Source organism: Microbulbifer epialgicus, from assembly GCF_041447265.1.
Classification (GTDB): Bacteria; Pseudomonadota; Gammaproteobacteria; order Pseudomonadales; family Cellvibrionaceae; genus Microbulbifer; species Microbulbifer epialgicus.
This window is the reverse complement of record NZ_JBGMEK010000074.1, coordinates 1-20,061: the sequence shown is the minus strand read 5'-3', so window position 1 is coordinate 20,061 and position 20,061 is coordinate 1. Positions and strand designations below refer to the sequence as shown.

15 protein-coding genes are annotated in these 20,061 nt (G+C 48.0%); 10 read left to right on the top strand and 5 right to left on the bottom strand.

Annotated features, from left to right (window positions below; translation table 11 throughout):
- Window positions 1–651: 651 nt before the first annotated feature.
- A complete protein-coding gene (locus ACCI49_RS19925) occupies window positions 652–1,419 on the bottom strand; it encodes a TlyA family RNA methyltransferase (RefSeq protein WP_371840949.1) in 768 nt (255 codons plus the stop codon).
- A gap of 126 nt (window positions 1,420–1,545) precedes the next feature.
- On the opposite strand from ACCI49_RS19925, the gene nhaA reads away from it, so the two are divergent.
- The 5 genes from nhaA (at window position 1,546) to ACCI49_RS19900 (ending at window position 6,228) form a co-directional block, all read left to right on the top strand.
- Complete coding sequence (gene nhaA, locus ACCI49_RS19920) at window positions 1,546–3,009, top strand: Na+/H+ antiporter NhaA (protein WP_371840948.1); 1,464 nt, start codon at window positions 1,546–1,548, stop codon at window positions 3,007–3,009.
- A gap of 117 nt (window positions 3,010–3,126) precedes the next feature.
- Window positions 3,127–4,506, top strand: a complete 1,380-nt coding sequence (locus tag ACCI49_RS19915; protein ID WP_371840947.1) for a hypothetical protein — start codon at window positions 3,127–3,129, stop codon at window positions 4,504–4,506.
- A gap of 9 nt (window positions 4,507–4,515) precedes the next feature.
- Window positions 4,516–4,896 (top strand): MmcQ/YjbR family DNA-binding protein, encoded by a 381-nt coding sequence (locus ACCI49_RS19910; RefSeq protein WP_371840946.1) that lies wholly within the window; start codon window positions 4,516–4,518, stop codon window positions 4,894–4,896.
- 40 nt (window positions 4,897–4,936) lie between these two features.
- Entirely contained in the window at window positions 4,937–5,791 is an 855-nt protein-coding gene (locus ACCI49_RS19905) for a tetratricopeptide repeat protein (RefSeq protein ID WP_371840945.1), read from the top strand.
- A 92-nt stretch (window positions 5,792–5,883) separates the two neighbouring features.
- Window positions 5,884–6,228 (top strand): YqfO family protein, encoded by a 345-nt coding sequence (locus tag ACCI49_RS19900; RefSeq protein WP_371840944.1) that lies wholly within the window; start codon window positions 5,884–5,886, stop codon window positions 6,226–6,228.
- On the opposite strand, the gene ACCI49_RS19895 is transcribed toward ACCI49_RS19900, so the two are convergent.
- Window positions 6,225–6,758: a hypothetical protein gene (locus ACCI49_RS19895; protein WP_371840943.1), complete on the bottom strand. Its 534-nt coding sequence runs from the start codon at window positions 6,756–6,758 to the stop codon at window positions 6,225–6,227. The two genes, ACCI49_RS19900 and ACCI49_RS19895, sit on opposite strands and share 4 nt — an antisense overlap.
- 157 nt (window positions 6,759–6,915) lie before the next feature.
- Window positions 6,916–7,461, bottom strand: coding sequence for an NUDIX hydrolase (locus tag ACCI49_RS19890; protein WP_371840942.1), 546 nt, complete (start codon window positions 7,459–7,461; stop codon window positions 6,916–6,918).
- A gap of 103 nt (window positions 7,462–7,564) precedes the next feature.
- On the opposite strand from ACCI49_RS19890, the gene ACCI49_RS19885 reads away from it, so the two are divergent.
- From ACCI49_RS19885 to ACCI49_RS19875, 3 genes are all read left to right on the top strand, one after another.
- Window positions 7,565–8,830 (top strand): efflux RND transporter periplasmic adaptor subunit, encoded by a 1,266-nt coding sequence (locus ACCI49_RS19885; RefSeq protein WP_371840941.1) that lies wholly within the window; start codon window positions 7,565–7,567, stop codon window positions 8,828–8,830.
- Between the two features lie 32 nt (window positions 8,831–8,862).
- Window positions 8,863–12,021: an efflux RND transporter permease subunit gene (locus tag ACCI49_RS19880; RefSeq protein WP_371840940.1), complete on the top strand. Its 3,159-nt coding sequence runs from the start codon at window positions 8,863–8,865 to the stop codon at window positions 12,019–12,021.
- A gap of 120 nt (window positions 12,022–12,141) precedes the next feature.
- Window positions 12,142–12,753 carry an NUDIX hydrolase gene (locus ACCI49_RS19875; RefSeq protein ID WP_371840939.1) on the top strand — a complete coding sequence of 204 codons (612 nt, stop codon included), beginning with the start codon at window positions 12,142–12,144 and terminating at the stop codon, window positions 12,751–12,753.
- 198 nt (window positions 12,754–12,951) lie between these two features.
- On the opposite strand, the gene ACCI49_RS19870 is transcribed toward ACCI49_RS19875, so the two are convergent.
- Together ACCI49_RS19870 and ACCI49_RS19865 are read right to left on the bottom strand one after the other, a co-directional pair.
- On the bottom strand, window positions 12,952–13,932 hold the full coding sequence (locus tag ACCI49_RS19870; protein ID WP_371840938.1) for a right-handed parallel beta-helix repeat-containing protein: 981 nt from the start codon (window positions 13,930–13,932) through the stop codon (window positions 12,952–12,954).
- Between the two features lie 215 nt (window positions 13,933–14,147).
- Window positions 14,148–15,224, bottom strand: coding sequence for a right-handed parallel beta-helix repeat-containing protein (locus ACCI49_RS19865; RefSeq protein ID WP_371840937.1), 1,077 nt, complete (start codon window positions 15,222–15,224; stop codon window positions 14,148–14,150).
- A 1,612-nt stretch (window positions 15,225–16,836) separates the two neighbouring features.
- Between ACCI49_RS19865 and ACCI49_RS19860 the strand changes: the two genes are divergently transcribed.
- Together ACCI49_RS19860 and ACCI49_RS19855 are read left to right on the top strand one after the other, a co-directional pair.
- On the top strand, window positions 16,837–19,077 hold the full coding sequence (locus ACCI49_RS19860; protein ID WP_371840936.1) for a multicopper oxidase family protein: 2,241 nt from the start codon (window positions 16,837–16,839) through the stop codon (window positions 19,075–19,077).
- 696 nt (window positions 19,078–19,773) lie between these two features.
- On the top strand, window positions 19,774–20,061 hold a 288-nt coding region (locus ACCI49_RS19855), incomplete at its 3' end, for a transposase (RefSeq protein ID WP_371840934.1).

Genomic DNA, 20,061 nt, shown 5'->3' with positions numbered 1-20,061 from the left:
AAACTTCCTCAAAGGCACAGTGGGTGATGCGATAAATCTCCTCATGGCTGCGTGTGCCTGGAATTTGAGAAAATGGATGATCAGGGCGCTGGAGGCGTTTTTTTGTGCCCTAAAAAATCGTTTTCACCTATTTTTATGATCTCAAATCCGTTCCGGCTAATAATGCGGATATTTTACTTACGTTTTGGAAGGTGGATTTAGTCCGAATCGCCCCGTAAACCCTCATTACACCGTGCTGGAGGCAAGTGATTGGTTTTTTTTCAGGGCCGACTAGATAATAATTCTTTTAAGTGGCGTTAGAGTTGAGCTGTGGCGTATAGCTGGAATGAATATCTAAATCTATGTTCGGGTATCTACAGAGCTTCAGGCTATCTTGAAAGTGAGAAAGCCTGAGTCTGTTGGTACTTATCTATATATCCAGAATATCTACCCTCCCCAAGTATGAAAAATAAATTTCTCATCTGATTCCACTGACCTTCATAGGCTCAGTTATCAAAAATATTGGTTCGGAAAGGGTTTTAGAATTATTAATGCAAGGCCTGATATTGAGCTTGCAGAGGATCTAAGTGAGTCCAGTTAGGTTCGTCCCGGCACTGTAAGGCAGTGCCGCTCCATAGCAAATGGTTAGAATATAATTAGCCCCGCTTTGTACTAATTGTTATCAACCTTTGGGCTAGCCCATAGCAAAAATTCCTGGTTGCCGTCGCCACCCTTAATTGGACTATCTATATATTCTTTTACTTCAAGACCCAACTCATTACATAAACTGGTGATTCGCTCACGAACCTGTGGAAAGAGTTTAGCATTTCGCACCAAGCCGCCTTTACCAATACCCTCTGGGCCAACCTCAAATTGCGGTTTAACCAGGGTTAACAATTGACCGTTGAATTTTAGTAGGGCAGGTAATTGCGGCAATATTAGAGCCTGGGAAATAAAAGAGACGTCCATTACGATGGCATCAAAGCCATTGTCCGCATAGGGGGCGAGTTGGGAAGCCTCCAGGTGGCGCGCGTTAATGCCCTCGAACAGATGCATACGTGCATCGTCGAGTAGTTTTTGCGCCAGCTGATCTCGCCCAACATCCACTCCTACTACCGAGGCTGCGCCCCTCTGTAGTAAGCAGTCACTAAAACCACCGGTAGAGCAGCCGATGTCCAAGGCGTGCCAACCCTCTGGGGTCAGGCCAGTGTGATCGAGGATTGCGGCCAGCTTCAAACCGGCGCGGGAGACGTATTGGTCTTCTGGGAGTAGCGTAACTTCAAGGGCGCAAGCATCACTGACGGATTGTCCGGCTTTGCGGGCTGGCTCCATGGGGCCCCCCTCAGACAGCATGACCCTGCCGGCTTCGACCAGCTTTTTGGCATGTGTGCGGGAATTTGCGAGTTTTCTCTTTACTAACAGTTGGTCTAACCGGGTCATATTTTGCAATGCAATCCTGTCAATATGGTTAAGAATACAGTGGTCATGCTAACCTCTGGCTCCCATAGGTAGAAGTGTGGCCCCACATTTTGTAGGGCTAATCTTTAGGTAGGAGGATGTCAGTCGATGGCAAAAAGCGTTTTGGATAAGTTCAAGATTCGCAAAGGAAAGGTATTTGAAGCGCCTCTAGAAGGGGCCTTTGGGCGCCTGGTGACACCTTTCGAAGAGTTTATCCATCGACAAAGCAGCAGTGGTATTTTGTTGATGCTATCTGCATTGGCGGCTCTGATTATTGCTAATTCCCCCCTGGAAGATGCATACAAGCACCTGCTGCATATGCCAATCAGCCTAAGTGCTGGAGATTGGGAATTTTCCCTATCCCTGCATCACTGGATCAATGATGGCCTGATGGCGATCTTCTTTTTCCTGGTTGGCTTGGAATTAAAGCGCGAATTTATGGTTGGGGAGCTGTCCGATTTGCGCCAAGCGGTATTGCCTGTGATGGCAGCTATTGGTGGTATGGTGGTTCCGGCCCTGATTTATGGCGCCTTTAATGCTGGCGGTGAGGCAGAGCGTGGCTGGGGTATCCCAATGGCCACAGATATTGCTTTTGCCGTGGGTTGTATTGCTTTGCTGGGTAACCGGGTGCCCCGTGCGGTGGTGACTTTCCTGGTGGCCCTGGCCATAGTGGATGACCTCGGTGCCATCTTGGTAATAGCGATCTGGTATACCGAACAGGTGAACCTGACAGCTTTGATTGCTTCGGGTTGCCTGGTAGTCATTATGTGGTTGTTAAAGGCCGCTGGTGTGCGTAGGTCCCCGGCCTATGTTTTTGTCGGCGTTTTGCTCTGGTATGAACTTTACCTAGCCGGTGTTCACGCGACCATTGCCGGCGTGATTACCGCCATGGCATTACCCGCCAAGCCCAAGTATGACCCAGTGGCGTTTAGTACTTTCGTAAAAGATATTATTCGCAGCTTTGACCGATGCTTCCGCCCTGGGGATAAAATTATTGCCAACGATGCCCTGCGTGCACGAGTCATGGCCCTGGGTAATGGTGTAAACCTGGCGCAGTCTCCCTTGCAGCGTATGGAAACCCGCCTACATATCCCGGTGGGTTTCCTGGTGATCCCAATCTTCGCCCTGGCTAATGCCGGGATTCCGTTTGACAGCTTTACCAGCTCCACAGCGGTGTTTAATCCGGTAACTCTTGGGGTTATTGGCGGCCTGGTTTTCGGAAAACTGATTGGTATTGTGGGCGCGACATGGATCGGCTGGAAATTGGGCTGGGGCAAGCTGCCCAAGGCGGCCAATTTCCAGCATATTGTTGGGGTGGCGCTGCTCGGCGGTATCGGTTTTACCATGTCGATCTTTATTGCTGAGCTGGCATTTAGCACCCAGAGTGATCTGCTAATCCAGGCCAAGGCTGGTATCCTGCTGGCTTCGGTAATCGCCGGTATCGCTGGCTTCATTGTGTTACGCAATGCGCCAGTGTCTGAAGAGTTTGAAGGCGAGCCTCTAGAAACAGAGACTGGGGAGCACCCAACAGAAGAGGGGGTTGTCAGCGAACCTTCGAGTAAACAGGGTTAAGTGCGTTTAGGCTCTCAGCCAGTTGGGCCCCGCTATTCCGATGGGGCCCATACTCCCCCGGCATTAATTCATCACAAAATCACTATCTGAATGGAATGGATCGAGCGAGAAACAATAATGATACGAGCGAATAAAGTGGTTTGCCTGCTAACTGCGCTGGCTGTACCGCTCCTATTTGGCGCCTGTGAAGGAAAAAGCGCAGGTAAGGCTATGATGGAGGCACCGTCAAAAGTTGTTGAGGCAAAACAAGCTCAGGCTGTTAAAGCGGAGAAAGACAAAATGCCAATGGATGGTGTGGCCAGGGAGTATGTTTCTTTGGTATTGGAGCTGGGTAACCACGATAAGAGCTATGTGGATGCCTATTACGGGCCGGCTGAATGGCGCGAGCAGGCAGGGCAGAGCAGTGCAAGTCCTGCACAAATAGCGCAGCGGGGTAAAAGGCTATTGGGGCAGCTACCGGCAGGGGCGGCTGCGGACGGTTCTCTCGATGCCCTTCGCCTCCACTATTTGAGAACCCAACTGGGTGCCCTGGTAGTCCACGCGCAAAGACTCGCAGGTGAAAGTCAGCGCAGCTTTGCCAAGGAGGCCCGCTCACTTTATGACACCGAGCCTCCCAAGCAGGACTTTGCCAGCTTCGAACCGCTTCTTCTGGAGCTGGCAGAGCTACTGCCGGGGAAAGAGCCTTTGAGTGAGCGTGTGCAGGGATTTCGCATGGAATTCGAGATCCCTGTGGATAAGCTCCAGGCTGTCTTTGATGCGGCCATTGAGGCCTGCCGTCAGCGCACTAAGCAATATATTCCACTGCCGGATAATGAAAGCTTTGTGCTGGAGTATGTCAGTGACAAGCCCTGGAGCGGTTACAACTGGTACCAGGGCGGCTCCCATAGTCTGATCCAGGTGAACCGGGGCCTGCCGATTACTATTGATCGGGCTATCGATCTGGGCTGCCACGAGGGATATCCCGGCCATCATACCTACAATGTGCTTTTGGAGCAGTCTCTGGTGAAAGAGCGCGGTTGGGTTGAGTACAGTGTCTACCCCCTGTTCAGTCCACAGTCCCTGATTGCCGAGGGTAGCGCCAATTACGGTATTGACTTGGCGTTTCCTGGAGAGGAAAAGACCCGTTTCGAGAGAGAGGCACTCTATCCGCTTGCGGGACTGGACCCGTCCAAGGCTGAGAAATACGATCGTGTTATGGCGCTGGTGGACAAGTTGAGCTTTGCCGGTAATGAAATTGCGCGCCAATATATCGATGGTGAGATTGATGGCGATCAGGTGCCCGCATTGTTTGAGAAATACACTCTGATGAGCCCCGCTAAAGCTAGACAGCGCAAGGATTTTGTAGATGCCTATGGTGCATATGTCATCAATTACAATTGGGGCAAGAAGCTGATTGCTGATTATGTGGAGCAAGGTACAAACAATGCTGACGAACGCTGGCAGCGTTTTGCCAAGCTGCTGTCTTCACCACGCCTGCCTTCTTCTCTGGACTGGTAGGGGCGAAATATGCTGAGAGCGGCTATGAGGGATTATCTTTTGTCGCGGCCAGAGGCCATTGAGGACTTCCCCTTTGGACCGGATGTGGCCGTATTTAAAATCAAGGGGCGTATGTTCGCCACTTTAAGCCGCTACAAGGGCGTGAATGCCTCCAACTTGAAATGTGATCCGGATGAGGCTCAGGCACTAAGGGATATCTTCTCAGGCGTATTACCGGGATACCATATGAACAAGAAACACTGGAATACGGTGTTACTGGATGGCACAGTGCCGGATTATGAAATCGAGAGAATGGCGGATCGCTCCTACGGGCTGGTGGTAAAGGGCCTGCGTAAGATTGAGCGGCAATCCCTTGAACTGGCCTACGGCGTGGATACGCTGTATCGCTAGAAAAATCAGCAAATTACCAAGACGTGACTCAGGAGAGTTTGTGAACGAATTTATTGTCGATGTAACGGCAGAGAACGCCCAGCAGGTATTAATCGAGGGCTCCATGAGCCGCCCGGTGGTGGTGGATTTTTGGGCAGATTGGAGTGAGCCCTGTAAGCAACTGATACCGGTATTGGAAAAGCTGGCCAACGAATATGACGGTCAGTTCCTGCTAGCCAAGGTTAATGCGGATACCGAGCAGATGATTGCGGGCCAGTTGGGTGTACGCAGTCTGCCGACGGTAATGCTGCTTAAAGAGGGGCAGCCAGTGGATGGATTTGCCGGAGTGCAGACGGAGAGTCAGATCCGTGAAATGCTCGATAAATATCTGCCCAAACCCTGGGATATCAAGCTGCAGCAGGCCCAGGCGCTGATTGGGGAAAGCAAGGTGGACGAAGCTCTGCCGCTTTTGCGCCAAGCCTACTTAGAATCTTCCGAGCGTGCAGATATTGCCAAGCAGCTGGCGGCGGTACTACTCGCCCAAAATCGTGCGCAGGAGGCGGAAACCGTACTTGGCCAAATCCTGTTGGCCGATCAGGATGCCGAGTACCAGCGGTTGATGGCACAACTGGAGTTGAAGCAGCAGGCGGCGGATACTCCGGAAATCCAAGCCCTACAGAAATCCCTGGAGCAGAACCCCCTGGACTATGATTCCGCATACAAACTGGCAGTGCAGTACAGCCAAGCCAATCGTCATCAGGAGGCCCTGGAATTATTGCTGGATATCCTGCGTAAGGATATGAATTTCGCTGATGGCGCCGCTAAGCAGACGTTTCTTGATATTGTAAAAAGCCTTGGCACCGGCGACCCCATTGCCACTCAGTACCAACGTAAACTGATGACTTTGTTGTTTTGATGTTTGCGAATTGATATCGGTATTCAGTACACACCGAAAGGGGCCTTCGCGGCCTCTTTTATTTATCGACCTCTCCATAGTGAATCACCACCATGTACAAGTTTTGCGTCTATATTCCCGAGTCCCATCTCGAAGAGGTGAAACAGGCGATGTTCAGCGCTGGTGCCGGGCGCATCGGCGATTACGACAGCTGTTGCTGGCAGGTATTGGGTACCGGCCAGTTCCGACCGCTGCCGGGCAGCCAGCCGTTTATTGGAGAGTCCGGGCAGGTGGAGCAGGTAGCGGAATATCGCGTAGAAATGGTGTGCGCGGATGAGTGTGTGGATGTTGTGCTGGAAGCCATGTTCGGGGCCCACCCCTATGAAGAGCCCGCGTTTGATTTATGGCGGCTAGATGAGCGCTGTAGCCCAGTGAGTACACAAGGTGTGCGTGCTTAGAGGTTATCCAGGACATGTTGGCGAGTTCGGCTTTTTTCTTGAAGTGCTTCCACCTCTTTCAGGAGTTGGGAAATCCGCTTGTCAGCCCCGCTCTTATCTTGCCGTTGCGTTGCCGGGGGCTGCTGTGCCTCCCCACTCTTGGAGACCTGGGTAGCGGGTACTGTATTTAAGGGTTTTACCCGGTGGATACGCACAGAGGTATGTAGCCCTTCAGGTACAGAATCTGAGAAATGCCAGTTTCCCTCGCCGTCTTGCCAGGTAAACACCTCAGTAGTGGGCTCTATTCCCTGTTTTTCTGGCAGTAGCCTATTGGATTTGATGAGATTTTCGAACTGCTCAGCGGACTTTTGTGACGTGGCGTTGAAGGTTTGCAGGGCGCGTTGTCCCTGTTGGCGGGCATTTTCCAAGGCCTGCTGATCTGGCAGCCAGCTCTTTGGGGAAATTATTGGCTCGCCTCCTGGTCCCGGCAGGATCATGGGCAAGCCAACCCCTACCAATAGTAGGATTCCGAGCATATAAGCGTATTTCATTTGAACATCCTTTTATTGCCCAGTGGGCGGAGAGGAAAACACTTCCTCTCTCGGGATACGCTGTGCACACCTCCCTGTAAGTTCGCTATTGGCATCCATGCCTCGACCAGTCACGAAGAGGAGTGCACCGTACTTTTGTCCGATGCGAATCCACTAATTACAGTTTGAGTTTTCGTGAAATCACGCCGCGGTGTAGTTGGTACCGGCCCTGTTTGCTGTCCTCAAAATAATGTTTGAGTGTTTTGTGCATGATTGGGAAAGCGATTTCCGGCCAGGGAACATCCTCTTCACGAAACAATTCTACCTCCAAGGATTCGGGCCCTGGCGCAAAATTAGTATCTGTCAGCTCACCGCGATACATTAGGTAGACTTGGTTAATATAGGGGATGTCGTACACCGAATAGAGTCCGTCAACACGAATGCTGGCGCGTGCCTCTTCCCATGACTCCCGTAGAGCACCTTCTTCACTGCTTTCGCCATTCTCCATAAAACCTGCGGGTAGGGTCCAAAGGCCCTGGCGTGGTTCTATGGCGCGTTTGCACAGCATGACCCGGTCATTCAGGTAGGGCAGTACACCGACAATGACGCGAGGGTTGATGTAGTGAATGGCGCCACAATTGCTGCATAAGTGGCGCGGGCGGTCGTCGCCCTTGGGAATGGAAAACGTGACGGCATTACTACCGCATTGGCTGCAAAATTTCATGGCGTCAGTATACCTATGCAAGATTTGAGCGCCAGCTCCCCGACTTTTGACGCCTATAGTTGTTATTAGACGTTGATGTACTTAAGGCGGTGTCTGCTCTGCCATGGCGCGTTTTTTATTTATTGGGCTTGTGCTGTCTGTCTTGTCTGCCTGTGGCGGTAAAGACGATCAGCCAAAGGCGCCACCGCCGCCTCCGGTAGAGGTACTGGTAGTGCGTGAGCAGCCCGTCATTCCCCGCTTTGAGTTTGTCGGTCGAGTTGAAGCCACTGATGAGTATAAAGTGCGTCCCCGCGTACAGGGTTATATTCAGAGCCGTAACTTCAGGGAAGGGGAAACCGTCGAAAAAGGCCAGTTGCTTTTCGAAATTGATCCGCGTCCATTTATTGCCGAATTGGATAACCAGAGCGCAAACCTGGAGCGCACTGAGGCATCTCTACGTGTTGCTGAACGCAATTTCCGTCGCGGCCGCACCCTGGTGGCTACCGGTGCCATTAGCCAGGTGCAGATGGATGAATTAATGGGGACCTATGAGGAAACCAAATCCCAGGTAGATGCAGATCGTGCCAAGGTACAAAGTGCCAGGCTGGACCTCTCCTACACCAAGATCTATGCACCACTTACCGGACGTATTGGTCGCACTGAATTTACCGAGGGTTCCCTAGTGGGGCCGGACTCTGATCCATTGACAACCATTGTCAAGATGGACCCGATTTATGTCCTTTTTGAAGTGCCGGAAGATCAGCTTTACGCTGTGCAAGTGGATGCAGAGCGCCGCCGCCGAGAGGGCTTGCCGCCTACCCGGCTGGATGTGCGCATTGAGCTGCCGGATGGCAACTTTTATCCCTATCGGGGTGACATAGTTTTTATAGATAACCAGATAGATCCCAACACAGGATCTGTCGCAGTGCGCGCACTGTTTCCAAATCCAGGGCAATTACTGGTACAGGGGCAGTTTGCGCGGGTTTCCATACGGGTATTTACTGGTAGCGAGGCGTTAAAGCCACTGGTACCCCAATCGGCGGTACAGGAAGATATGCAGGGCCGCTACGTATTTGTGCTGGGAAAAAATAATATCGCAGACAAGCGCTATGTCACACTTGGGCAGAGAGAAGGGGAACTCTGGGCGGTGAACCGCGGGCTGGCTGCCGGTGAGTCAATCATCGTTAACGGTTTGCAGCGGGTTCAGGCAGGGAAGCCGGTAACACCACAGAACACGCCACGTAACCCCTATGATGCCGAGGCGCAACCGGCTGAACCCGCTCGCGGTGGTGGCTCGCCGGCGCACATGCAGGGTTTCTCTCAACCCAAGGAAGCGGATCAGGGCGAATCGCCGCCTGAGCCCAAGGGTGATGTCGATGATTATAAATAGCCTCTGCAGGGTGGGAGGCATTTAGCGGTTTTATGATCAGTGCCTTTTGTATACGGCGGCCGCGCTTCGCCTTTGTTATCTCAATACTAATTTCCCTGGCGGGAATTCTTTCATTACCGCTATTGCCAGTGGCGCAGTTCCCAGAAATTACCCCTGCGACAATCAATGTCACTACTAACTATGCAGGCGCTAGCGCTGAAGTGATGCGCGACAGCGTTGCCGTGCCAATCGAATCCCAGGTCAATGGAGTCGAGGGCATGGATTATATGTCCTCCACCAGCGGTAATGACGGCTCCTATAGCCTGACCGTCACTTTTAAATCCGGGTACGACGATGATATCGCCCAGGTAAATGTGCAAAACCGGGTAGAGCAGGCTATGCCGCAGTTACCCGAAGATGTAAAGCGAGACGGGGTGGTGGTTTCCAAAAAGAGTACGACCTTGCTCTTGGTAGTGAACCTATTTTCTCCCGACCAAAAATTTGATGAGCTCTTTCTGGCCAACTATGCGGAAATTTATTTAAAAGATGAATTGGCACGCGTACTGGGTGTAAGTAGTGTTGTTATTTTTGGTTCGCGCAATTACGCCATGCGCCTTTGGTTGGACCCAAACCGCATGGCAGCTCTGGATGTTACAGCTCAGGATGTAATTAGCGCGGTACAGGCACAGAATGTGCAGGTGGCGGCCGGCCAGATTGGCTCGCCACCGATTCGCAAAGACCAGCAGTTCCAATACAACATCCTGGTACAGGGACGTTTGGTTAGCCCACAGGAGTTTGAGGATATTACGATTCGGGCCAAGCCTGATGGCGCTATGGTCAAGATCAAAGATGTGGCGCGGGTGGAGCTGGGCAGTCAGTCGTACGCATCCTATGGCCAGTTGGATAATGAGGCCTCAGCAGTCATCGGTGTTTATCAGTTGCCCGATGCCAATGCTCTGGATGTGGCCGAGGGCATTAAAAACAAAGTGGCGGAGTTATCCCAACGCTTTCCCGAGGGCCTCACCGCAGAAGTACTCTATGACACCACCTTATTTGTGGAAGCCTCGATCAAAGAAGTCGTGGAGACACTATTTGTGGCTCTGATTTTGGTCATCCTTGTGGTATTTCTTTTTTTACAAGACTGGCGTTCCACCCTGATTCCAGCCATTGCCATTCCAGTATCGTTGATTGGTACCTTTGCCTTAATGCTGGCATTTGGTATGACCATTAATACCATCACCCTATTTGCACTCATCCTTGCAATTGGTATTGTGGTGGATGATGCAATTATTGTGGTCGAAAACACCCAGCGTTTAATGGGCGATGGGATGCCCCCCAAAGAAGCCGCTTTGGAATCCATGCGCGAGGTGACGGGTCCGGTGATTGCTACCACTTTAGTGCTGTTTGCAGTGTTTGTGCCGGTGATGCTGATGCCGGGCATCACCGGGAAAATGTATCAGCAATTTGCCATTACCATTTCCATGGCCGTGGCCATCTCCTCTCTGAATGCGCTGACCCTAAGCCCGGCACTTTGTGCGAGTATTCTTAAACCGGGAAAAGATGGAGAGGTCGCGGGCATCAAGGAGACCGGTATTTTTGGTTTCTTTAATAAACTCCTTCATCGTTCCACTAATTTTTATGCGGGTATGGTCAAAGCTTGTGTAAAAATTCCATTGATTGGTATCGCTTCGATTTTCGGGCTTATCTTCCTCACCTATTGGTTGTTTACGAGTATTCCTACCGGTTTTATTCCCGATGAAGACCAGGGCACTTTTATGTTGCATGTGCAGCTGCCAGATGGCTCCTCGCTGGAGAGAACTGGCCCGGTAGTAGATCAGGTGACTGATATTTTGTTGGAGGAGCCGGGTATGGCCCACGTGGTGGGAGTGCCGGGTTATAACCTGCTTACCAGCAGCGCCTCCTCCAATACCGCTATGATGTTTGCTGTACTCAAACCGTGGGATGATCGTACCAACGAAGAGGATCACCAATTTGCCATTATGGAGCGCCTGCAAAAAAAACTGGCAGAAATTCCCAATGCGCAGATTATGCCCTTCGCTATTCCACCATTGCCGGGTATAGGTACGGTGGGTGGTTTTGAGTTTGTTTTGGAGGATTTACAGGGGCGCAGTATTTTGGAGTTGACGCAGGTACTATTCGATCTGCTCGGCAATGCTAACCAACGTCCGGAAATAGCCCAGGCATTTACCAGCTTCCAGGCCAGCACCCCTCAGCTGGAATTAAAATTGGATAAGGAAAAGGCCCACGTACTCGGTGTGCCCCTACCAGAAGTCTATTCGACCCTGCAGACTTTCCTAGGTGGTTATTACATCAATGACTTTAACTTGTACGGAAAAGTGTTTCGTGTGATTGCCCAGGCGGATGCACAATTTCGTGATGAAGAGGAAAATCTTGCCGGTTTCTATGTTCGCGCTAAAAGTGGTGGACTGGTACCGGTGACTTCGGTTGCGACCATTACCCCGGTTGTGGCGCCACAAACCATCACCCGATATAACCTGTACAACAGCATTACTATCAACGGCGCCCCGTCCCCTGGTTTCTCCAGCGGCCAGGCGATGGATGCCATGGAGGAACTCGCGGAAAGCCTGCCAGAGGGGTACGGCTATGAATGGACTGGCATCAGCCTCCAGGAGATTACTTCAGGCAATCTGGCTCCCATCTTGTTCAGTTTGGCCATCGTATTTGTGTACCTGTTCCTGGTGGCCCAGTATGAGAGTTGGACTATACCCGTGGCGGTACTGCTGTGCGTACCCGTTGCGATTTGCGGCGCCATGCTGGTGGTCTGGCTGGCGGGGTCCATTAATAACCTCTACACCCAAATTGGTCTGGTATTGTTGATCGGGATGGCGGCAAAGAGTGCAATTTTGATTGTGGAATTTGCCTGTGTAGAACGGGATAAGGGTAAGTCGATTGCCGAAGCTGCACTTTCCGCGACCCGCCTGCGGTTTCGCGCGGTGCTGATGACAGCTATGTCATTTATCCTCGGAGTGATACCGCTATTGGTGGCTACCGGAGCGGGCGCGGTCAGTCGAGTCTCCCTCGGCCTCGTGGTATTCGGCGGCATGCTGGCTGCGAGCTTGTTTGCCACATTGCTGGTACCTGTCTATTACGCCCTGGTGCAGACAGTGAGGGAGAAATTGAAAGGGGGCTATACCCCCCAAGGCGAACAAAACACCTCGGCAGAAAATTAGTGGTGGCTGAGCCAATAGTCACCAACGGATAATGTGGCATATAGCTCGGTGTTTTCGCTGTAAATCAGTATGATGAAGGTTAGGGAGTCCCCAGTCCAAGCGGGGACAGGACTTAGGCTTATGCTATCGACTATTGAAGAAAATATTTCCCAACAGATAGAGGAACTTGAGGCTGGAATTCCAGCTGGGCCCGATCTGGCTGGCCATGCCGCCGTGTTAATTGCTCTGACTGAAGAGCCAGACCCTCAAGTTATTTTAACCAAACGCTCCACCAACCTGTCCACCCACTCCGGTGAAGTTTCCCTACCCGGAGGACGTTGGGACACCACTGACCCGTCCCTGCAATATACCGCCTTGCGCGAGGCCGAAGAGGAAGTTGCCCTACCCATGGATGCGGTGCGTATGCTTGGCCCCTTGTGGCCGCGTACCACTCGCTGGCAGGTGCCTGTCACTCCCTGGGTGGGGGTGATCTCCCCGGATATTGAACTTTTTCCAAACCCCGGCGAATTGGATGCGGTTTTCCGTGTTCCGCTGTCTTTCTTCTTGGCAGACCCGCGCATCCGAACTGACCGCATTACTATTGATAACTGTGCCATTTATCTACCCGCCTACGAGTATGAAAACTATGAGATTTGGGGTTTTACTGCCGGCGTGTTGACTGAATTTCTGGTAAGGATACTGGGAGCATCCATTGGACGGAGAGATGATGTTCCCTTGCGGGCACTCAATTAAATGAGTATGGGGCGCTAGGCAAACTCCAAATGAAACTTGTGGCCAGCATAAGGTGCCAACTTACCTGGTAAAGCAACAGCTGGATATTTTTTACACATTTAATTGCCGTAGGGCTTGAAATCCAGCCACCACCAAAGAGACAGCTGGTTTTCTTTGGTGGTGCTTTTAAACCTTTAGCCTGAGAAATATTATTAGAATTCAGGGAAGCAATCGAAGGCAATCGGGGTTGGAGGTGTCCGCGATATTATCTCCCCAGTCGTTCACCAGGTTGTCGCAGAAAACATCTGCGAAAGGACCTTCCAGGTCAGTGGTATTATCTAAGGCTATATTTTCCCTAATGGTATTATCGGAGCTTTCAGGTAGTTGGTCGCTGATCAATATCCCAACGGTGTTATTGTTATTTGCCACATTTTGTCTGACAATATTATTGAAGCCTTCAATTTCTATACCGGCACCAATATTCTCATTGGAGATGTTTTGAACAACATAAGCGCCACTTGTGTCAACTTCAATGCCAGAAAGAGTGTTTTCCAGTAAGGTATTGTAGGTGATAGTTCCATTTAAGCCTTCAAAATCAATGCCGGCTTGGTTGCTGCCTTGAATATAATTCAACGTAACAGTGACTGAATTACCCTCCACTAAAATACCTTCATCGCCAGAATCAATAATGGTATTTTGGATAATGGTATTACCATTGCCATTTGAGTCAATTCCATCATCCCCGTCCGTTCCATTTCCGGTGATGCTATTTCTTTGTATAAGGTTGTAGTCACTGTTGATTTTTATGGCGTCATCAATTAGGTAGTCGTTTATTTCGGTATTAAGAATAGAATGAAATCCCAGCCCTCCTACTAAAATACCGCCTGGACAATTGCTGATAGTTCCCCCAATGACATAGCGGGAAATGCCATCGACGAAAATGCCAAATCTCCCGATATCGACATCGCCGGTACAGGTAATTCCACCATCGCCGAACATCCTTAAGCTGCCGTCTGGCCCTGCAATAGTGAGGGCATAGGGATTGGTATCAGATAATTCACATTGGAGGTTCTCTGTGAGAATAGTGGGTGATCTAATGATGTCGTAACAATCAACAGCGAATGAGTGAGCAGATAATCCTACAACTAGGATACCAAATACAGTAGAGTAAATAATTGAAGTAGGGGCTTTGTTATCCATAATAACTTCCTTTTCAAGGAAATAAGAATCCATAAATGTATCGGCAGCATACATAAAAATATTTTTACAGCGGTCTATTGGTAAGTGCTAATCTGATGAATATTTCAACAATAGATGCGAAAACTGAAGTAGAAGTCATCAATAATATATCTTGGTATAAAATGGCCCGCCCTGATTGGTGTGTCAATATAAAAATCTGGGTGAGCCCGAATAGACTATGGCATTATTAAGCACATTGGGTCAGCTGTTCCCGCATTGTTGTCGATCCAAGTGTTCGCTTGATTGGTACAGAGCGCATCTTCATTTACATCTACTAAGTCATAAGGGGTATTGTCCATTGCTGTATTGTCTTTGATAATGTTATCAAAGCTTCCACCCCCTGTGACATTAATTCCTGAGTCGGTATTGCCACTAAGTTGATTATTTTTAATTGTATTGTTGGTGGTGTCACCAGCTAAGCGAATACCACTTTCAATATTGTCATGGATCTGATTGTTGTTCAGTAAGTTGCCAGATGCAGTTTGCCCAAGTCGTACACCTCCGCCTTGATTATTTGTCACGATATTTCTGGCAATTGTATTGGAATCTGATGTGCCTCTAATTCCATTATCAAGATTGAAGTTGGAAAAGTTGTAAGTAATGACTGTATTATCTGCTTCAAAAAAAATGCCTTCATCACCATTATTCTCTAATTCATTGAGTGTGATCGTGGTAAATTCCGCTGTAGAAGTAACACTAATGCCATCATCATCATCATCATCATCAGCGGCTTCAATATGGTTGTTATTTATAGTGTTATATGTGCCTGTTAGTACTACTCCATCTCCAGTGCCTGCCATTCCAAGTCCAATTATTGTATTTCCGGCGATTAAATTATAATTGCTGTCAACTTCAAGTCCATTCTCCGTAAAGTTAAGTATTTCAATATTTAAAATACTGTGGAATCCAGAGCCTTCTAGAATTATTCCGGATGGACATGTATCAATTTCACCGCCTATTACGCTTGCAGTAATGCCCGTCATAAGTACCCCTCCTATGCCATCGCCGGAAGCGTTGTCGCATAGTATTTTTCCGTTGCCGAGCATTCGTAAACTTCCGATTGGTCCAACGACGGTTAAAGCGTAAGGATCGGCAACAGTTAGCGGGCAGTTAAGTTCTTCTAACAACAAAGTAGGAGTGTTAATAGTATCACCACATGATACCGCGAAGGAGTGTGATGAAAACACCAAACCGACACTGGAAACTAAGAAAGCAATCGAGGTTGGTTTTAAATTTAAAGGTTTAATATTCACAGAAAAATCCTCTTAAAATCTAAAAATGTGCGTGTATATCTGCAGATTACATTCCGGAGTTCCGGATGTACGCTACATGGAAATTACAAACTATTCCATTTTTATTAAATACTAATTTAGAATAAATAATAATTTTTTAGTTTGTTTTTTGTAGGTTAAAAGCGAGATGAGAGCAGTGCTTTAGCAAGGTGCTACTGGGGCTGAAGGGAAGAATGCACTGCACTTGAGACGCGCTGTTAATACATCCCTGTAAGCTCGTAAAGGGCATCCATGCCCCATACGACAACGAGCTCAGTGTATTCTTTCCTTCCCCCCTTTTTAGTATGTCGATAGATTTTATAATGATGAGTATTTAATTAGGGGTTGCATGTTAAAAGGAAGGGGTCGTTACCTTATATATAAGCCGGAAGTTAAGTGTTTGAGTTGTGTTTCGGTGATGTATTATATTGTATGAGATTGAGTTAGGGTTAGAGTATAGAGGTATCCAAGTTGCCATATGCTTAGTGATTTCTATGCGGCTTATGGGAGAGTGGCAAAACCCTGAAAGACTAAATCTCCATTTTCGAAGCGGCTGTCTGGCGTGAATAACTATGCCCAGCTATTTGCATCATGATTGTCCGAGACAAGCGTAAACCACGCCAATAAATCGAGAATGGCCAGCCTTTCAATGCAGCTTTTCAGGTCGCTCATCGTTCTACCTAGCAGTTAGTTCGGTTAATGAGTGGTGGTGCTAGTTATTATATTTAAGTTGAAATCATGAATTCAGTGCATAAGGGAGGTTTTCACGCAGTGTCATCGAATTGATTCTGTGCTGAACCGAATTCATTCATCTCTTAGAGTGTGTATAGAAATACAACGCCACTTAATATCTATTTCAAGAATTTCATAATTTAGTGCTGAAGTACACATAAGAGATAATATATAGATAAATTTGAAAGCAGGGATTGGAGAAGCTTGAGTAGGAGTTAGATTTAAAATTACAGCATGTAGGTAAAGTAAACTTTTATAAGTGAGGTATTGGTAGATGTCTTTTTTGAGCTTAATATAAAGTTTGTTCTTTTATCCTTCTTATTTGTTGCGTAGATGTCACCCTATATTTCTTCGGTTGAGTATGCCTGTAAGGTACTTCCACTAGTGTGGGTTTTGGCGTCCGGCATGATATTGGGCGTGAGATCATGGGGGACTTGCTGATGTATTGTGCTCTCATTGATCTTTATGCTGACAAGAGGAATTTTAGGCTTCCTTAGAGTTACAATACTTTTTTTAATGCTAGAGATTAGCAATGATGGCATGTGCTTGGGTTAATGAAGCGCCTTTTTTTAATAAATAGTATGGGGTGAGTTAATTTATAGTGAATTGACAAGTTTTTCTTTTCCTGTAGGTAAAAATATAGGTTCTGAAATTCTGCTGCTAGTGTTATTCATAAACCATAGATCCATGACGAGCATCAACTCGCATCGTGGGTTCGCCAGGTCTGAAAATAGACGAAGTTGCTTCGTCAGGTCATACCGGCATTTAAAAAACCGAAGGGGGAATACGGAAAGGCGAGGGTGCAAGACATTAGTGTTGGCGCTCGCATTATACACAGAGTATGGATATCGAGAGGCAATCCATGAGACGAGCTAATATACGTATGTTGATGGTGGCTGCTGGAGCCTGTTCGCTCTTATTCAGTAGTCTTGGGTCTATGAATGTAGATGCGAGTGACAGTGATACGAGTGAAGGCGTTACGCATCATCGAACCAAGCTTGTAAAACCCCACAAGGTTTGCAAGTTTAAGAATGATCTACCAATTCCAGCCACAGTTAATGTGCGTGACGTTGTACCGCCTTTCAACAGAGTTAACCTTACTGTTGAAAAGACTCAAGCCGATTTGGGGCTAAAGTACTGTGATGGGTCCAATCGGGTATTCCCCAAGGCAACGGTCTATGGCTTTAGGTTAGAAGGAGAAAGTGAGGTACATTCCCCTGGCCCCACATTCCTGGCGAAAGAGGGTTACCCCATTTCTGTGGCCTTCGATAATAAACTCCAGGGACCTCACTTATTTCCTGTAGATATATCAATACATGTGCCATATGTAGTGCGGAAGGATCCTAAGGCTCGCCCCATCGTGATCCATCTGCATGGTGGGCATACGGAACCTCGCAGTGATGGTCATCCTGAGGCTTGGTATACAAAGAATTTTGCTTTTACGGGAAAAGAATTTAACCTTGATAACTTCCGCTACAATTACTCGAATACTCAGGATGCCACGACACTGTGGTATCACGATCACACAGTGGGGCTTACTCGGCTCAACAATTATGCGGGTACTGCCGGTTTCTATCTGATTACAGATGACAACGAACAAGATTTGATTGCCAAAGGAAGGCTTCCCAAAGATAAACGTACCATCCCAATTATGGTGCAGGACAAACTGTTCAGCACCAATGGGCAACTCTACTACCCAGGGGTTCATGGTGAACCCTTGTCTCCATTTGCCAACGTTGAAATACGGCCGGAATGGCCCAACCCAACGATTCTCGATGAGTTCTTTGGAAATATCATCTTGGTAAATGGGAAGGTATGGCCACGGCACATGGTGAGCCCGAGAGTATACCGACTTCGATTACTCAACGCATCGGATACACGATCCTATGTGTTTAAGTTTGAGACTGAGTCTAAAGCTCCGGTCGAATTCTATGTGATTGGGTCCGATGGGGGGTTATTGAATCGTCCCACCAAGGTTAAGCAACTGGTAATGTCCCCCGCTGAGCGGTATGACATTTTAGTAGATTTCTCACCTTATAATGGCAGACACGTCTTCCTGCGCAATGAGGGCGCCGATGAGGTTTTTAGGGGATATTTTAACCCCAAGCTTCCAACACCGAATGATCAGGCCAAGCTGCTGGTCTATAAAAAGAATGAAAATTGGTTCTTGTTTCAGGATATCGGTAAAAAAGCTCCACCCACAAAAGTTGCTAGAGAGATTATGCGGTTCGATGTAGGGCATAATCTTGATCAGCGAGACGACTATTTTGAAAAAGACTGTGAGCCTAACTGTATCGGAGATCTGAACCTATCCACTGATACACATCTACGCAACTTGCCAACTCTGCCTGAGTTAGTCGACAAGCGCCGGAGACTATCTTTATTTAGAGTATCGGACAATGAAGGTGACACACTCAGCGACGGTCGCAGCTTACTTATGTTGGGTACCTTTAATATTGGCAGCCTGTTTTTTCAGGATAAGCCAACAGAGATTGTTGAGGTGGGGGCAACAGAGATTTGGGAGTTTCATAATCCCACCCGTGCCGCACATCCGATTCATGTACATCTCGTAGAGTTCAGTATACTAAACCGTCAGCAGGCATTTTACGGTGAGTTGATCATGAAGCCACAGGTGAATCCCTCTGATCCATTCGGTGAATTGATTATTGGTGCGAGAATTGATCCGAAAGAGTTCAAGCTCACAGGGCAGAAGATTCTACCCCAGCCCAATGAGGCTGGTCGAAAAGATACAGTGATCACGCTTCCCGGTTATGTCACTCGTATCAAAGCAAATTTTGATTGTACGGGAATCGATTGTACCAACGGAGAATATGTATGGCATTGCCATTTGCTGTCCCATGAAGACTACGACATGATGCGCCCATTGAAAATGTACGAGAGCCCCTTGGCTGATAACGAAAATCAGATTCCTTATCGGCTGAGTTCGGGCGAGCAGGATTCCAACTCTAGTTATCTTGAAACATTCCTTGGTCAAAATGGCGAGCCAGGTTGGCCTTTTTATACTACAGGTTTAAAGCAAAGTCTGAAAACCAGCGATGCGGGTAGCCACCTTACTTGTAAACTTACCAAGAGAGAGATGTAAGAAGAAGTCAGTTGGTGGGAGCCAAATGCCTCCTAACTGGTTGATATATATAGTTGGTGGTCATGATAACTTAAGCGAAAAATTTAGCTTTGTATAATGAGCGTCGCGAAAGCGATGCTCATTTTTTACAAGATTGACTTACAAGGCCCCTGTGCGAAGATGTCGTCTACATTCGACAATTGTAGCCACCCATGTAATTACTCAGTACAATAGGTGAAGTTAACAAATTTTCTACTTGGCTCACTTGACGCCCCAAGTAGCCAGTAATAATTTTTTCTGGTCCTTTGTGTAATTTAATTACACTATAAATTGCTTGCAATACTCTTAGCTAGCCCTCCCAAAGGACTGCAATACAGCAGCTATAGCCTTGAGTTCCGTCTAACGGAACTTTCAGAGTAACTCACAGGCCGCGTAGTGACTTCTTGAATGGTCTATATTCCTGCGAAGCCACACCTTGATTACGAATCAGAAGCATCATGGAATTAATCAGGCTGTAGCTTTTTTGCAGGTTGAAAATTTATTTTCGGAATTTAGGTGAAAATTGTCAGCAAACGAGCAGTGTATAGTTGTATGAAAATGAAGAAATAAATCCTAATTAAATATTTAAATTGAGAATATAGGATTGTGGGCACTTCTAAAAATTCACTGATTTTCGGTAAAATGGTCTAAACGCTCAATAGTAAAGGTTATTGTCAAATGCAGCCGAGTTTTTTCGGTCTTGATGACCGCCATCGCAAGCTAAATGAACGTGATCCACTGGTTGCTCTTCGTAAGTTGATTGACTGGGAGGACTTCCGGAGTACTTTGAATAAAATCCCCACACTTCCAAGAAAGAGTAATGCTGGAAGAAGACCCTTTGATAAGGTACTGATGTTCAAGGCGCTTGTATTACAGCATTTATATAACCTATCGGATGATGATCTGGAATATCAGATACGCGATCGATTTTCATTTTGTCGATTTCTCAGCCTAAACCCGGAGGAC

Bases quoted from the DNA above. Each gene is read 5' to 3' on its own strand.
- ACCI49_RS19925 (WP_371840949.1), bottom strand. From the start codon at position 1,419: ATGACCCGGTTAGACCAACTGTTAGTAAAGAGAAAACTCGCAAATTCC.
- nhaA (WP_371840948.1), top strand. From the start codon at position 1,546: ATGGCAAAAAGCGTTTTGGATAAGTTCAAGATTCGCAAAGGAAAGGTA.
- ACCI49_RS19915 (WP_371840947.1), top strand. From the start codon at position 3,127: ATGATACGAGCGAATAAAGTGGTTTGCCTGCTAACTGCGCTGGCTGTA.
- ACCI49_RS19910 (WP_371840946.1), top strand. From the start codon at position 4,516: ATGCTGAGAGCGGCTATGAGGGATTATCTTTTGTCGCGGCCAGAGGCC.
- ACCI49_RS19900 (WP_371840944.1), top strand. From the start codon at position 5,884: ATGTACAAGTTTTGCGTCTATATTCCCGAGTCCCATCTCGAAGAGGTG.
- ACCI49_RS19895 (WP_371840943.1), bottom strand. From the start codon at position 6,758: ATGAAATACGCTTATATGCTCGGAATCCTACTATTGGTAGGGGTTGGC.
- ACCI49_RS19890 (WP_371840942.1), bottom strand. From the start codon at position 7,461: ATGAAATTTTGCAGCCAATGCGGTAGTAATGCCGTCACGTTTTCCATT.
- ACCI49_RS19885 (WP_371840941.1), top strand. From the start codon at position 7,565: ATGGCGCGTTTTTTATTTATTGGGCTTGTGCTGTCTGTCTTGTCTGCC.
- ACCI49_RS19880 (WP_371840940.1), top strand. From the start codon at position 8,863: ATGATCAGTGCCTTTTGTATACGGCGGCCGCGCTTCGCCTTTGTTATC.
- ACCI49_RS19875 (WP_371840939.1), top strand. From the start codon at position 12,142: ATGCTATCGACTATTGAAGAAAATATTTCCCAACAGATAGAGGAACTT.
- ACCI49_RS19870 (WP_371840938.1), bottom strand. From the start codon at position 13,932: ATGGATAACAAAGCCCCTACTTCAATTATTTACTCTACTGTATTTGGT.
- ACCI49_RS19860 (WP_371840936.1), top strand. From the start codon at position 16,837: ATGAGACGAGCTAATATACGTATGTTGATGGTGGCTGCTGGAGCCTGT.